This window comes from Salegentibacter agarivorans (assembly GCF_900113135.1).
Classification (GTDB): domain Bacteria; phylum Bacteroidota; class Bacteroidia; order Flavobacteriales; family Flavobacteriaceae; genus Salegentibacter; species Salegentibacter agarivorans.
On the sequence record NZ_FOOH01000013.1, the window covers coordinates 58,907 to 73,140 of the forward strand.

Annotated in this window: 11 protein-coding genes; 9 read left to right on the forward strand and 2 right to left on the reverse strand. The window is 36.9% G+C overall.

The features are described 5' to 3' along the window. Window positions 1-81 precede the first annotated feature (81 nt). Complete coding sequence (locus BM084_RS10910; protein WP_075325389.1) at window positions 82-1,347, reverse strand: sugar MFS transporter; 1,266 nt, start codon at window positions 1,345-1,347, stop codon at window positions 82-84. Between the two features lie 320 nt (window positions 1,348-1,667). On the opposite strand from BM084_RS10910, the gene lepA reads away from it, so the two are divergent. From lepA to BM084_RS10930, 4 genes are all read left to right on the forward strand, one after another. Then, entirely contained in the window at window positions 1,668-3,464 is a 1,797-nt protein-coding gene (lepA, locus tag BM084_RS10915) for a translation elongation factor 4 (RefSeq protein ID WP_075325388.1), read from the forward strand. A gap of 49 nt (window positions 3,465-3,513) precedes the next feature. Then, window positions 3,514-3,714: an addiction module protein gene (locus tag BM084_RS10920; RefSeq protein WP_075325387.1), complete on the forward strand. Its 201-nt coding sequence runs from the start codon at window positions 3,514-3,516 to the stop codon at window positions 3,712-3,714. Further along, entirely contained in the window at window positions 3,714-4,016 is a 303-nt protein-coding gene (locus tag BM084_RS10925) for a type II toxin-antitoxin system RelE/ParE family toxin (protein ID WP_075325386.1), read from the forward strand. The genes BM084_RS10920 and BM084_RS10925 overlap by 1 nt, the downstream gene beginning before the upstream one ends. Before the next feature lie 85 nt (window positions 4,017-4,101). Then, window positions 4,102-4,863: a YebC/PmpR family DNA-binding transcriptional regulator gene (locus tag BM084_RS10930; protein ID WP_075325385.1), complete on the forward strand. Its 762-nt coding sequence runs from the start codon at window positions 4,102-4,104 to the stop codon at window positions 4,861-4,863. Here the strand turns inward: BM084_RS10930 and BM084_RS10935 are convergent, their stop codons facing one another. Continuing rightward, window positions 4,864-6,780 (reverse strand): cation:proton antiporter, encoded by a 1,917-nt coding sequence (locus BM084_RS10935; RefSeq protein WP_075325384.1) that lies wholly within the window; start codon window positions 6,778-6,780, stop codon window positions 4,864-4,866. It abuts the gene before it with no gap. Between the two features lie 304 nt (window positions 6,781-7,084). On the opposite strand from BM084_RS10935, the gene BM084_RS10940 reads away from it, so the two are divergent. From BM084_RS10940 to rnpA, 5 genes are all read left to right on the forward strand, one after another. Further along, window positions 7,085-8,872: a cation:proton antiporter domain-containing protein gene (locus tag BM084_RS10940; RefSeq protein WP_075325383.1), complete on the forward strand. Its 1,788-nt coding sequence runs from the start codon at window positions 7,085-7,087 to the stop codon at window positions 8,870-8,872. 103 nt (window positions 8,873-8,975) lie between these two features. Beyond that, window positions 8,976-9,839 carry an MBL fold metallo-hydrolase gene (locus tag BM084_RS10945; protein WP_093304722.1) on the forward strand — a complete coding sequence of 288 codons (864 nt, stop codon included), beginning with the start codon at window positions 8,976-8,978 and terminating at the stop codon, window positions 9,837-9,839. Window positions 9,840-9,897: 58 nt separating this feature from the next. Further along, window positions 9,898-11,571, forward strand: coding sequence for a S8 family peptidase (locus tag BM084_RS10950; RefSeq protein WP_093304725.1), 1,674 nt, complete (start codon window positions 9,898-9,900; stop codon window positions 11,569-11,571). 130 nt (window positions 11,572-11,701) lie between these two features. After that, window positions 11,702-13,552, forward strand: coding sequence for a M1 family metallopeptidase (locus BM084_RS10955; RefSeq protein WP_075325380.1), 1,851 nt, complete (start codon window positions 11,702-11,704; stop codon window positions 13,550-13,552). Between the two features lie 280 nt (window positions 13,553-13,832). Then, the gene (gene rnpA, locus BM084_RS10960) at window positions 13,833-14,213 is read left to right on the forward strand and encodes a ribonuclease P protein component (RefSeq protein ID WP_093304728.1); all 381 of its coding nucleotides are present in this window, start codon (window positions 13,833-13,835) and stop codon (window positions 14,211-14,213) included. Window positions 14,214-14,234: the final 21 nt, after the last annotated feature.

Consider the following 14,234-nt stretch of genomic DNA (forward strand, 5'->3'; position numbering starts at 1 on the left):
ATAACAATATTTTACTCGATAATCGAAATTTATAAACTCCAGGACCAACCCAGAAATCAGAGATTATTTCTCCGAGGTAATTTACTTTATTTTATGCCCTTTTGCAGCAAAAAACCAGATATAAAGGTAACTTGGGATAACTATCCAGTAAGCCGATTGCGGATCAAAAGTATCTGCCAGGTAACCATAAATTAGCGGTAAAATAGCTCCACCGGCAAGGGCCATAATTAAAAATGAAGATCCCATTTTAGTAAATCTTCCCAGGCCGTGAAGTGCTAAAGGCCAGATAGCCGGAAATACCAAAGCATTTGCCAAACCTAAAAGGGAAATACAAAGCACTGAAATATACCCATCAGTAAAAATTGCAGCTAACCCGAGTATAATTCCAAGTATCCCCGAAATTTGCAAGGCTTTCTGCTGACTTATATATTTTGGAATAGTTACCGTACCAATTAAGTAACCTACAATCATTGCAATTAAAGTATAAGTGGTAAAATATTTAGCCACATCTGTTGCAATATCATGCCCATCACGTGCATAACTTATTACAGTATCTCCTGCAATTACCTCTACTCCCACATACAGGAACATCGCCAGAGTTCCTAATAATAAATTTGGAAACTGAAGCACACTGGTCTTGCTTTTATTAGCAGCAGCAAGGGTATCATCTTCTCCATCGGTTTCAATTTCAGGCAAAGCTGAATAATAAATAAGCACCGATAATCCTACCAAAATTACAGCCATAATTATATATGGTGTAATCACGAGTGAAGCGAGTTCATCTAATTCAGCAGCTTTTGCGGCGGCACCCATTCCTTCTAGCCTTGCTTCTACCGCATCCATATTTTTCAGCAAAATTGCACCGAAAATAATTGGAGCTAAGGCACCTGCAACTTTGTTACAAATTCCCATAATACTAATTCGCTTCGCTGCACTTTCAATTGGCCCCAGAATAGTGATATACGGGTTGGCAGCAGATTGTAGTAACGCCAATCCTGTTCCCTGAACAAATAATCCAAAAAGGAACATTGCGTAGGTTCTGGACATTGCAGCTGGAATAAAAATTAAAGCACCTATGGCCATAACTATAAGTCCCAGGGACATTCCGTTCTTAAAACCTATTTTCTTTAAAACCCAGGCTGAGGGGATTGCCATTACAAAGTAAGAAATGTAAGATGCAAAAGCTACGAGGTAAGATTCAAAATTGTTTAACTGGCTGGCTGTTTTTAAAAAAGGAATAAGCACAGAGTTTAGCCAGGTAACAAAGCCAAAGATGAAAAATAACACCCCAATTATAACAATAGATCTACTGGTGTTGTTCTGGTTGGTTGCGGTTTTAGCTGCCATAGGTATTTATCTTATATAAGTTGAGAATTTATTTTTGGGTTAAACTTAACGCCTTTTAGCAAAATTCTAACATAATTGTTTCTTACAAAAAAAAGAAACTTTTTTACAACCACTACACACTTAAGTAAGTTTTTTTATAATTAACTAAAAGATTAACCATTTTTTTATTTAAATGAATTATTCGAAAAGCGATAATTTCTAAAATCGGTTTTCCATATTCTTATTATCTATCTTTCTTTTTAGGACTATGAAATAAACTATATTTGTAAACTTAAATTTGTTGATTACCTTTTAAGGCATTCAATTATTAAAAATACCCGATGAAGCATATTAGAAACTTCTGTATAATCGCCCATATTGACCACGGAAAAAGTACCCTGGCAGACCGTTTACTGGACTTTACCGGTTCTGTAACCGATCGTGAAAAGCAGGAACAGCTCCTGGATAGTATGGATCTGGAACGTGAACGTGGCATTACTATTAAAAGTCACGCCATACAGATGGATTATGAATATGAAGGAGAAAAATATGTTTTGAATCTTATTGATACTCCGGGACACGTAGATTTTTCTTACGAAGTTTCCCGTTCTATCGCAGCTTGTGAAGGTGCTTTATTAGTGGTTGATGCTGCTCAAAGTATCCAGGCACAAACTATTTCTAACCTTTATTTAGCCCTGGAAAACGACCTTGAGATAATTCCCGTACTTAACAAAGTAGATTTACCAAGTGCAAACCCAGAAGTGGTAAGCGATGATATTGTAGATCTTCTGGGGTGTGAATATGAAGATATTATTCCTGCAAGTGCAAAAACAGGGCTGGGAATAGAGGAAATTCTGAAAGCGATTATAACCCGCGTTCCGGGCCCACGCGGGAAAGTAGATGCTCCTCTAAGAGCGCTTATTTTTGATTCGGTTTACAATCCATTTAGAGGTGTAGAAACCTATTTTAGAGTTATTAACGGATCGATTAAAAAAGGCCAGAATATTAAATTTGTAGCTACCCAGAAAAATTATTTCGCCGATGAAGTAGGAACTTTGCGTTTAAAGCAATTCCCGCGGCAGGAAATAAAAACGGGCGATGTAGGTTACCTTATCACAGGAATTAAAGATGCCCGCGAAGTAAAAGTTGGGGATACTATTACCGATGCTAAAAATCCTACTACCGAAGCTGTAGCAGGGTTTGAGGATGTAAAACCTATGGTTTTTGCCGGTATTTATCCAGTAGATACAGAAGATTATGAAGAACTAAGAAGTTCTATGGAGAAACTTCAGCTTAATGACGCTTCCCTGGTATTTTTACCGGAAAGTTCTGCTGCATTAGGTTTTGGTTTCCGTTGTGGATTTTTAGGAATGTTACACCTGGAAATTATTCAGGAACGGTTAGAACGTGAATTTGATATGACGGTAATTACTACCGTACCCAACGTATCTTACCACGCTTTTACAAATAAAAACCCAGATGAATTAATCCTGGTTAATAACCCATCTGATCTGCCGGAACCTTCGTCACTTAACCGTGTAGAAGAACCTTATATTAAAGCTACTATAATCACTAAAGCTGATTATGTAGGGAATGTAATGTCGCTTTGTATTGAAAAAAGGGGTGAAATTACTAACCAAACGTATCTTACTACAGAAAGGGTTGAACTTTCTTTTGATATGCCTTTAGCTGAAATTGTTTTCGACTTTTACGACAGGTTAAAAACCGTTTCCCGAGGTTACGCTTCCTTCGATTATTCGCCAATAGGAATGCGCCAGTCAAAACTGGTTAAAGTAGATGTTTTATTAAACGGAAATGTTGTAGATGCGCTCTCTGCACTACTCCACGTTGATAATGCTTACGATATTGGTAAAAAAATGTGTGAAAAACTGAAGGAGTTAATTCCAAGACAACAATTTGATATTCCAATCCAAGCTGCAATTGGTGCAAAAATTATTGCTCGTGAAACCGTAAAAGCGCTTAGAAAAGATGTTACCGCAAAATGTTACGGGGGTGATATTTCCCGTAAACGTAAACTTCTAGAAAAGCAGAAAAAAGGTAAAAAACGTATGCGCCAGGTAGGAAATGTGGAAATTCCTCAGGAAGCATTTATGGCAGTTTTGAAGCTAAATGATTAGAAAATTAATTATAAGCTAATTTTGTATCTTTAGTTTAAAATGAAGGACTATGGATCTTGTTACCAGAAAATATAACTTAATTCAAGAGCTCACTAAAGTCAAAGATGAGCATGTTATAGAAGTTATTGAAAAAATTCTATGTCCAGAAATTACAACTTCTCAAAAAGAAGAACTGGATAAGAGAATTAAAAGTTTTGAAAAAAATCCCGAAAATCTTTCAGATTGGGATAGTTTTAAAGAAACCTGGTAATGGCTTTTTCGGTTAAATTCTTACCTGAGGTTAAAACCGATCTGACGGAAGCCAAAAAATACTACTTTAAAAAAGGAGGAAATCCACTTTCAGAAGATTTTAAAGCAGAAATAAATTCTGAAATCGAATATATCCGCAAATTCCCTGAACATTATCAGGTTCAATACCAAAATCTAAGGCGAGCTTTGGTTACAAAATTTCCTTATGCAATTTTCTATCAAATTTCAGAAAATACATTAATTATTTTCGCAGTTCTTCATACAAGTCAGGAGTATAAAAAAGTTCACAAAAGAAATGATTAATTTCAAATCTCCCTGAGAGCAGGGATGTTTTTCTGTTTTATACATTTTCTTAATTTTGTAAGTCTACCATCTAAAAACTAAAAAAATGGCCGGACATAGTAAATGGGCAAATATAAAGCACCGCAAAGGTGCACAGGATAAGAAACGTGCAAAGCAGTTTACCCGAGCAATTAAAGAGATTAGTGTGGCTGTAAAAGAAGGCGGCGGACCCGATCCTGAAGCTAATCCCGCGCTGCGTAATGCCATTTCTAATGCCAAGGGTGTGAATATGCCCAAAGACACTATAGAACGCGCTATAAAGAAAGCCAGCGGCGCTGATGCCGATAATTATGAACTCGTAACCTTTGAAGGTTACGGACCCAACGGAATCGCGTTCTTTATTGAATGTACTACCGATAATACCAATAGAACCGTGGCTTCAGTTCGATCTACTTTTTCTAAAAATGGTGGAAACTTAGGAACCAATGGTTCACTGGAATTCCTATTTGATAAAAAAGGAGTATTTACCATTGAACGGGAGAAAATAGAGATGAATCTCGAAGAATTTGAACTCGAACTTATTGAAGGTGGCGCTTCAAAAATTGAAAAGGAAGATGATTATATCACTATTTATACCGATTTTAATGATTTCGGCTTAATGGCTTCTAAATTAGAAGAATTGGAAATTGAAGTAAAATCTTCTGAAGTTCAAAGAATTCCTATGAATACTGTAGAATTACCTGTGGAAGACGCCAAAAAAATCCTGAACCTCGTTGAAAAATTTGAAGACGACGACGATGTTCAAAACGTTTATCACAACATGGAAATTACCGATAACTTAATGGAAGAAATGGAAAAAGAAGCTTAATTATTTTTCCTGCTCCTGTTCTTCTCTATCACCCTCTAAAGCGTCAACCGTTTCCTCTTCATCTATGGTTTCGTTGTAATCTTCTTCTCCTTTTTCTTCACGCTGAATTTTCTTTCCTAGGTAAACTAACTGAAATCCTTCCTCAATCTCCACATCTGAGCTGTGCGAAGGTATAATAGTTAACCCTCCCTTGTTATTTTTTACAAATAGCGGAATAATATCAGGATCGGTCTTAGAAATTTCAATTAAGCCTTCATAATGTTCCTTACTGTTAAGTACTAATTCATGGATCTTAGGATAACTTCTGGAAACTTCGGTTAGCTTTATATAATCATCGGTATGAGAAAATAAACCTTCAGCCGGGTTCTTCTCGGGATTATTCATTTCATCGGCAGTAATAACCCTAAACGACCCGTTTTCTCCAAACTGCTTTTTAAATTTTGTTATCGCCGTTTTATTAATATCACTGTTTCCGGTCATGGCCATTAAATAACCAATATCATTCAGTTCAACATTATTCATTAGATCATCTGAATAAACGCTGCCTTCAATGGCATCAATCCCCAAATCCCGGGCTTTCTTTACATTATCAGAATTATTATCCAGGAGCACTACGTGCCGCTCATTATCGTGTAAATATTTTCCTATTAATCTTGCTATAGATGAAGCTCCAATAATTAAAATTCCCTGTGAATCTTTTATAAAAACTCCTACCAAACGTGCAAAAAGCCTTGCCGTGGCTGCATTTAATAAAACCGAACAAAGCACGATCATAAAAACTAAAGGAGTAATATATTCGGCGCCGGCAATACCTTCACGCGCCAATCGTAAGCCGAATAAAGAGGCAATACCGGCGGCTACAATACCGCGAGGTCCCACCCAGCTAACAAATGCAATTTCATTGACTTTTAAACCTGAACCCAGGGAACTTAAAATTACTCCCAGGGGCCTTATTAGTAAAACCACCACTCCAAAAAGAATAAGAGAATTCCAGTTAAAAACCAGCAACAGCTCTTCAATTTCAATATTTGCTGCTAATAAGATAAAGAGTATAGAAATTAATAAAACACTTAGTGACTCTTTAAAATACAGTAGTTCTTTTATATTGGGTAATTTTTGGTTTCCCATAACCATTCCCATAATAACCACAGCCAGAAGTCCGCTTTCGTGGGCAAATGTATCGGCTAATACAAAAACTCCCAGTACGGTTGCAAGGATAAAAACATTGAGTAAATAGTGCGGAATTATCTGCCTTTTTATTAAAAAAGCCAACAAATGGGCGAATGTGAACCCAAATGTAAATCCAAAAAGTAAAATCTTACCAAATTCAATTAATGCTGTTTGAGTAAAATCCTGTCCTCCTTCAACCCTAATAAATTCAAACATTAAGACCGAAATAAGCGCACCAATGGGGTCAATTAGAATTCCTTCCCATTTTAGAATCGAGGAAACATGTGATTTTAAAGGAATATTCCGAAGAATTGGGGAAATAACCGTAGGACCGGTTACAATAATTAAGGCTGAAAATAAAAAGGAAATTTGCCAGGAAAGATCAAATATAAAATGCGCGGCTAAACCTGCACCTAAAAAGGTGACCACTGACCCAACGCTGATAAGTTTTAAAATTACCGGACCAATATTACCAACTTCACTCCTTTTAAGGGTTAATCCTCCTTCAAAAAGAATAACTGAAATGGCTAGAGAAACGAAATAAAACAAACTTTCCCCAGGGAATAAGCCTTCAGAGCCGTTCCAAATAGGTTCTACCCATTTGGTACCATCTTCACTAATTAAAGTTGAAATGGGCCCAACTAAAAGGCCAATTAAAATAAGTGGTAAAATTGCCGGGGTTTTAATCTTCCAGGCTAACCACTGGGCCAGGATTCCCAATATTACCAAACTTGCAAGTTCTAACATGCGTTAATTATTTGAGCTATAAATTGCTATTTACAAAAATAGGTTGATTTAATGGCAACTCTCTAAGGATTTCAGGCTTTTTACTGAATAATTGAGTTTTAAATGTTTCACTTCCTTCCTCAATCTTTCAATATTTCTTGCTTCGAATCAGATTATTTTTCTTTGAATATCTCTTAGAGGTACTCCGTTTAGTTTAATTTCAGAATATCTAATAAATACGATTTATAGTCATTTAACATAAATAAATATCTGTAATTAGTGAAAATATTGATATTTTGTAGGTTCAACCACCAAAATATTCTTTATGGAAGAATTAAATATTCTTAGTCTCCTAATTATTTTATTCAGTGCATGGTTAGGAGGCTCTGCCGCAAAAAAATTAGGATATCCCGCAATTCTGGGAGAGCTGATTATAGGAATTTTACTTGGTCCCGCCCTATTGGGAATAATGGAAACTTCTGAAATGATTAACGTCCTGGCCGAAGTCGGTATCATCCTGCTTATGGTTTATATAGGGATGGAAATTAATTTTAGGGACCTTGGAAAAGCTTCCTGGCCCGGGCTTTTAGCCGCTATTGGTGGTTTTATCGTGCCTTTTGCACTTGGTTATTATTCCATAATTTATTTTGGAGGGACGCAAATGGCAGCAATTTTTGTGGCAATTGCGGTTGCCGTCACCTCGCTCGCAACTAAAAGTAGAATACTCGTAGATTTAAAACTTCTCAATACCCGAATTGCTTACGTTCTTATGGCCGGTGCCCTTATTTCTGATACGCTCGCTCTGGTGATTTTCGCAGGAATTGTAAGTTATGTAGACGCCGGGAGTATTGATACTCTTGGCTTGGTTTGGGTTGCGGGCAAAGCAATCTTATTCTTTGTTTTTACCGCACTTGCAGGAATTTATTTATTACCGCTATTAGGTAAATTTTTAATGAAGTCTAACTATACCAGTAGAACGCTACATTTTACCATAATTCTAATTATTGTACTGGGTTTTTCTGAATTAGCAGAAGTAGCTGGATTACATAGTATTCTTGGAGCTTTTATGGCCGGTTTGTTTATTCGTGACGGTGTTTTTAACAGGCAAATTTCAAAAGATATTAACCATATATTTCACGATATTTCTATAGGTTTTCTGGCGCCTATCTTTTTTGTTTCAGCAGGATTTAATGTCACCCTTGAGGTCTTTCAAACAGATTTACTTATGCTTATAGTTGTAACAGTGGTTGCTATGGTAGGTAAAATCCTTGGTACTGCACTTTTTTACCTTCCCAGCGGTTATGGTTGGCGAGAAGGTATTGCCGTAGGGACCGGAATGAATGGGCGTGGCGCCGTAGAAATTATAATTGCAGGAATTGGCTTACAAATGGGCATTATTACAAGCGAAATTTTCTCTATACTCGTTTTTATGGCCATTTTCACCACCCTTACAGTCCCACTTTTCTTAACCTGGACTACAACCTGGCTAAGAAATAGAAACGAATTAGTACATCAGGAATCAAGATCAGGTTACATAATTTTAGGTGCCAATCCGCTTGGTTTGTATATGGCGAAACAACTTCAGCAAAAAGATGATGATGTGATTATTATAGATGCCAACCGCGAAATGGTTGCCGAAGCTAAAAAACAGGGCTTTAATAGTATGTACGGTAACATTTTAAAAGAAGAAACCCTGGAAGATGCCAAAGCCATAGAAAAAGGCACTTTTATAGGACTTACCGGCAATAGCGAAATAAACTTCCTGGCCGCACAACTGGCAGACGATGCATTTTATATCCCAAATAAAATTGTATTGGTTTCCCCAAGTGAAAGCGGCACCGATGTAGATATGCTTGATAAAATTAATGCTACATCCCTTTTTGCCAATAAAACTGAATTAAAACCCTGGGCAGCAAAAATTAGCAATGGTAATTTTGAAGAGAAAACATACACGGTAGAAGAAGAAATTTCTACTCGTGAGTGGGTAAAACAGCATAAAGACGATAAAAACTCTATTCTTCCATTTTTTATTGTTAATACCGAAGGAATTAAAAGACCTTTCCATTATAACGATACTATAGATGAAGGAGAAAAAATAATTTACCTGGAATAGCATAAATTTTAACCTCTTAAATTTTTGAAACATGCCTGCTAATAGAAATTTAGCAGCGCATGTTTTTTGCTTTTAGTAATTTGCAGAACCTAAACTGAATATTATGAAATTATACCCTATAGAATCTGGTAATTTTAAATTAGATGGTGGTGCTATGTTTGGTGTAGTCCCAAAAAGCCTGTGGAGCAGAACAAATCCTGCTGATTCTAATAATATGATAGATATGGCAGCCCGTTGCCTGCTTATAGAAGACGGGGATAAATTAAGTCTTATAGACACCGGAATGGGCGATAAACAAAGCGATAAATTCTTTGGTTTTTATTATCCCTGGGGTGATCATTCTTTAGATAAGTCGCTTAAAAAGTACGGATTGCACCGTGATGATATTACCGATGTTTTCCTAACACACCTTCATTTTGACCACGTTGGAGGCGCCATAAAATGGAATAAAGACAAAACCGGGTATGAACCGGCTTTTAAAAATGCGAAATTCTGGAGTAATAAAGATCACTGGGAATGGGCAACAGAACCTAATGCCAGGGAAAAAGCTTCGTTTCTTCCTGAAAATATCCTCCCTATGGAAGAAAGCGGTCAGCTACATTTTTTAGATCGAACTGAGAACAAAAATTTCATACAATCTCAGGAATTTGATTTTGGCGTGCTGTTTGTTGATGGACATACCGATAAACAAATGATTCCGCATATTCAGTATAAAGATAAAACCCTTGTTTTCATGGCAGATTTATTGCCCACAGCCGGACATATTCCTTTACCATACGTTATGGGATTTGATACCCGGCCGTTACTAACTTTAACCGAAAAAGAGACAATTTTAAAACAAGCGGCAAATAAAGGTTATTATTTGTTCCTGGAGCACGATGCTCACAACGAAATTATCACTTTAAAAAACACCGAAAAAGGAGTTAGGTTAGACAAAACCTTTACTTTTAATGAACTTTTTAATTAAGTTGAATTCTGTATAAAATCAAATTAATTTTTCAGATAAATTAAATTCAATAGAATAAATGAAAATACCCTTTTTAAAACCAGCATTAATAATGGGAAGCGCCCTTATTTTAGCTTCCTGCGGAAGCGGCTCCCCAAAAATTGTTTCTACCCCAATTGCGAATATAGATTCTATTCCGCTTAAAATTACAGATCTTACTGATACTCAACTCCAGGGTTGGGGCGGGGCCGATCTTGTAAATGATACTATTCCGGGAATGAGCGTTGATAAAGCTTATTCAGAAATTATTAAAAATAACAAAGGACAAAAAACTATCGTTGCCGTTATAGACAGCGGCGTTGATATTGAGCACGAAGATCTTGATGGTGTAATCTGGACCAATACCGATGAAATTCCCGGTAATGGAAAAGACGACGATAATAATGGCTATATAGATGATATGCACGGCTGGAACTTTCTTGGTGATGCTGTAAAAGAAAATATGGAATACACCCGTATTTATAAGCGTTTAAAGCCAAAATATGAAGGTAAATCGGCTAGTTCTATAAGTACAGCAGATCGTGCCGAGTATATATACTACCAGGAAGCTAAAGAAGAATACGAGAAAGAATACGCTGAAACGGTACAGAGCAAAAACCAGTACGAGCAAATTAAAAAGCAATTGGTAGCAGCCCACCAGGCTGTTTCTTCGCAACTTGGTAAAGAAGATTATACTAAAAAAGAGCTTAATGAAATGGAAGCTACCGGGCAATTGGCACAGTATAAAGCCATGTTGCAGCAAATTCAAAATAATGTAAACGAAAATATTCCTGAAGCCTTAGATGAATTGGATGAAGGTATTGACTATTATGCCGGTCGTTTAGATACTCATTTTAACTTAGAATTAGATGGCCGCGCGCCGGTAGGTGACGATCCATATGATATTACCGATACAAACTATGGGAACGCCAATGTTATGGGACCTTCACAAGATAAAGAAGATCTTAAGCACGGCACCCACGTTGCGGGAATTATCGCTGCAGAAAGAAATAATAATATGGGTATTAACGGTGTAGCCAATAATGCTGAAATTATGGTTTTACGTGCCGTACCAGATGGTGATGAATACGATAAGGATATTGCCCTGGCAATTCGTTATGCCGTAGATAATGGCGCAAAAGTGATTAATACTAGTTTTGGAAAGTATTTTTCACCTAATCCAGAGTGGGTTACAGAAGCCATTCAATATGCTGCAGAAAACGATGTTTTAATAGTAAATGCCGGAGGAAATGAAGGTCTTAATTTAGACGAAAACACCGTTTATCCCAACGATCAAACCCCTGAAGCACCCCAGGAAATTTCCGATAATTTCTTAACGGTTGGTGCTCTTAATTTTGACTACGGTTCTCAACTGGTAGCCGATTTTTCTAACTACGGAAAAACAAATATTGATGTTTTTGCTCCGGGAACTAAGATCTGGTCTACAACGCCAAATAATGAATACGAATATTTACAGGGTACCTCTATGGCTTCACCAGCCGTGGCCGGGGTAGCTGCAATTATTCGTTCATTTTATCCAAAATTAAGCGCTGCGCAGGTTAAACAAATTATTATGGACAGTGGTTTAACCACTAATGCCAATGTAATTGTAGGTGGCGATAGAAGCAATACTAAGGATTTTAAAGAATTATCTACATCAGGTAAAATGGTAAATCTTTATAATGCCCTTATTTTAGCTTCACAAACAAATTAGAATTCAAGTAAACTACCTCTGTGCAAGCCAGAGGCATAAATAGGAAAAAATATTTTAATTTCGAGGCAAGCCTCGGAGCATTTAAATCTCGATTATCGAGTAATATTTTGATCATAAAAACCACAATTAAATGAAGAAATTATTATTAAGTCTGGCCTTTGTTGCAACCTCCCTGGCCAGCGCCCAAAACAACACCAGCTACTGGCAACAGCACGTAGATTATAAAATGGAGGTTAACATGAATGTTGAAAACTTTCAATATACCGGTACACAGGAATTGGAATACACCAATAACTCACCTGATACTTTAGATCGCGTTTTTTATCATTTATATTTCAATGCTTTTCAACCCGGAAGTGAAATGGATGTGCGCTCTACAAGCATACAAGATCCAGATAGAAGGGTAGGAGACCGTATTTCTAAATTAACCGAAGATCAACAGGGTTATTTAAGAGTTTCCAGCCTTAACCAGGATGGAAATGAGCTTTCCTATGAAGAAGTTGGAACTATTTTGGAAGTAGAACTGGACGAACCTATTTTACCGGGAGAAAAAGCTACTTTTAATATGGAATTTAAAGGCCAGGTGCCCGAGCAAATTCGCCGTTCCGGTAGAAATAGCTTAGAAGGTGTAGCGCTTTCTATGAGCCAGTGGTTTCCAAAAATGGCAGAATATGATTTTGAAGGCTGGCACGCAGCGCCTTACATTGGCCGTGAATTTCACGGAGTTTGGGGCGATTTTGACGTAAAACTTACGATTGATAAAGACTATACTGTAGCTGCTTCAGGATATCTTCAAAATCCAGATGAAATTGGTCACGGCTATTCAGATGAAGAAATAGAAGCAAAAGGTGACACGCATACCTGGCATTTTGTAGCACCAAAAGTGCACGATTTTACCTGGGCCGCAGATCCTGATTATATTCACGATAAAAGAACTGCTGAAGACGGAACTGTACTTCATTTTTTCTATAAAGACAATGATGAAATAAAGGAAAACTGGAAAAATCTTCAGGAGAAAACCGAAGATTTACTAATATTTTTCAATGAAAATATAGGCCCTTATCCGTGGGATCAATATACCGTAGCACAAGGTGGCGATGGGGGAATGGAATATGCCATGTTAACCTTAATTACAGGAGAACGTAACTTTGGAAGTCTGGTAGGTGTAACTGCTCACGAACTTGCACACGCCTGGTTTCAACATTTAATGGCTACAAATGAAAGCAAACACGAGTGGATGGACGAAGGTTTTACCAGCTATATTTCCAGCCGCGGAATGAACCAGGTTATGGAAACTTATGCTGAAAACCCACATACCGGTTCTTACCGCAGCTATATGGGATTAGCAAATTCCGGGATGGAGCAACCACAAACCACCCAGGCAGATCGTTATGCACTAAACGCCGCTTATGGAGCATCAGCTTATTCTAAAGGCGCTGTATTTTTAGCGCAATTAGGTTATGTTATTGGAGAGGATAACCTTGATAAAACCCTAAAACGTTACTATGACGAATGGAAATTTAAACATCCAACGCCAAACGATTTTATAAGAATTGCCGAGAAAGTTTCAGGAGCAGAGTTAGACTGGTATTTAAACGACTGGACGCGTACTACTAATACTATAGATTATGGAATTAAAGAAGTTACCGAAACAGATGAGAATTCGACTAAAGTAACTTTAGAAAGAAAAAAATTAATGCCTATGCCTATAGATCTTACCGTTCGTTATACCACTGGCGAAGAGGAAATGATCTATATCCCGTTGCAAATAATGCGTTGGGAAAAATATGCAGAACACGAAAACTGGACCGTAGCAAAAGATTGGGCCTGGGCCTATCCAACTTACGAATTGAACATAGATAAACCACTTAGTGAGATTGAAAGTATAGAAATAGACGAATCTCAACGAATGGCCGATGTAAACAGAGATAATAACCTTTATACTGCCGAAGAAACTTCAGAAGAAGAAGAACAGGAGTAGTTTTTCGAAATATTTAAATTAATATTTAGACCTCACAGGTATAAAACTGTGAGGTCTTTTTTTATATCAGTTTTCCAATCGTCCTTCTGTCCCGAGGCTTCGGGATTATTTCAGAATCTAAGCCTGTTAGAACTCCGAACAAATTTCGGAGCAGGCTCTGAAACAAGTTCAGGTTGACGTAGAAAATAACTATAACTAAATAGGCTCTGAATTCTATTTATTTCCGCTTAAATTCTTCATTTCATCATAGAGAACTTAAAACTATCCTTACTTTTGAATTATGGATGAAAGTTTTGGAAAAGACGAAAAATTAAAGAGCATAAAGCTCATAGATATATTATTTCAGGAAGGGAAATCGGTTAAAAAATATCCTTTAAAACTCATCTATCTTCCCATTACCAATCCTGAAATTAAACATTTTAAAACCGGGGTTTCAGTACCTAAAAAGCTGGTAAAAACTGCTGTTGGCCGCAACCGTATTAAACGTTTGATGCGGGAAGCTTTCAGAAAAAATAAGTATCTTGTAACCAGCAACTTCACACAACCTTATGCTTTGATGTTTATTTATATTTCCAGGGACGAAATTAGTCTGGAAGACCTAAATAAAGCAATGATAAAAGTAATGGAGAAGTTTAATGAATCGGAAAATAAAATAAGCTGAATTTCTATAAATCGGCTTAAA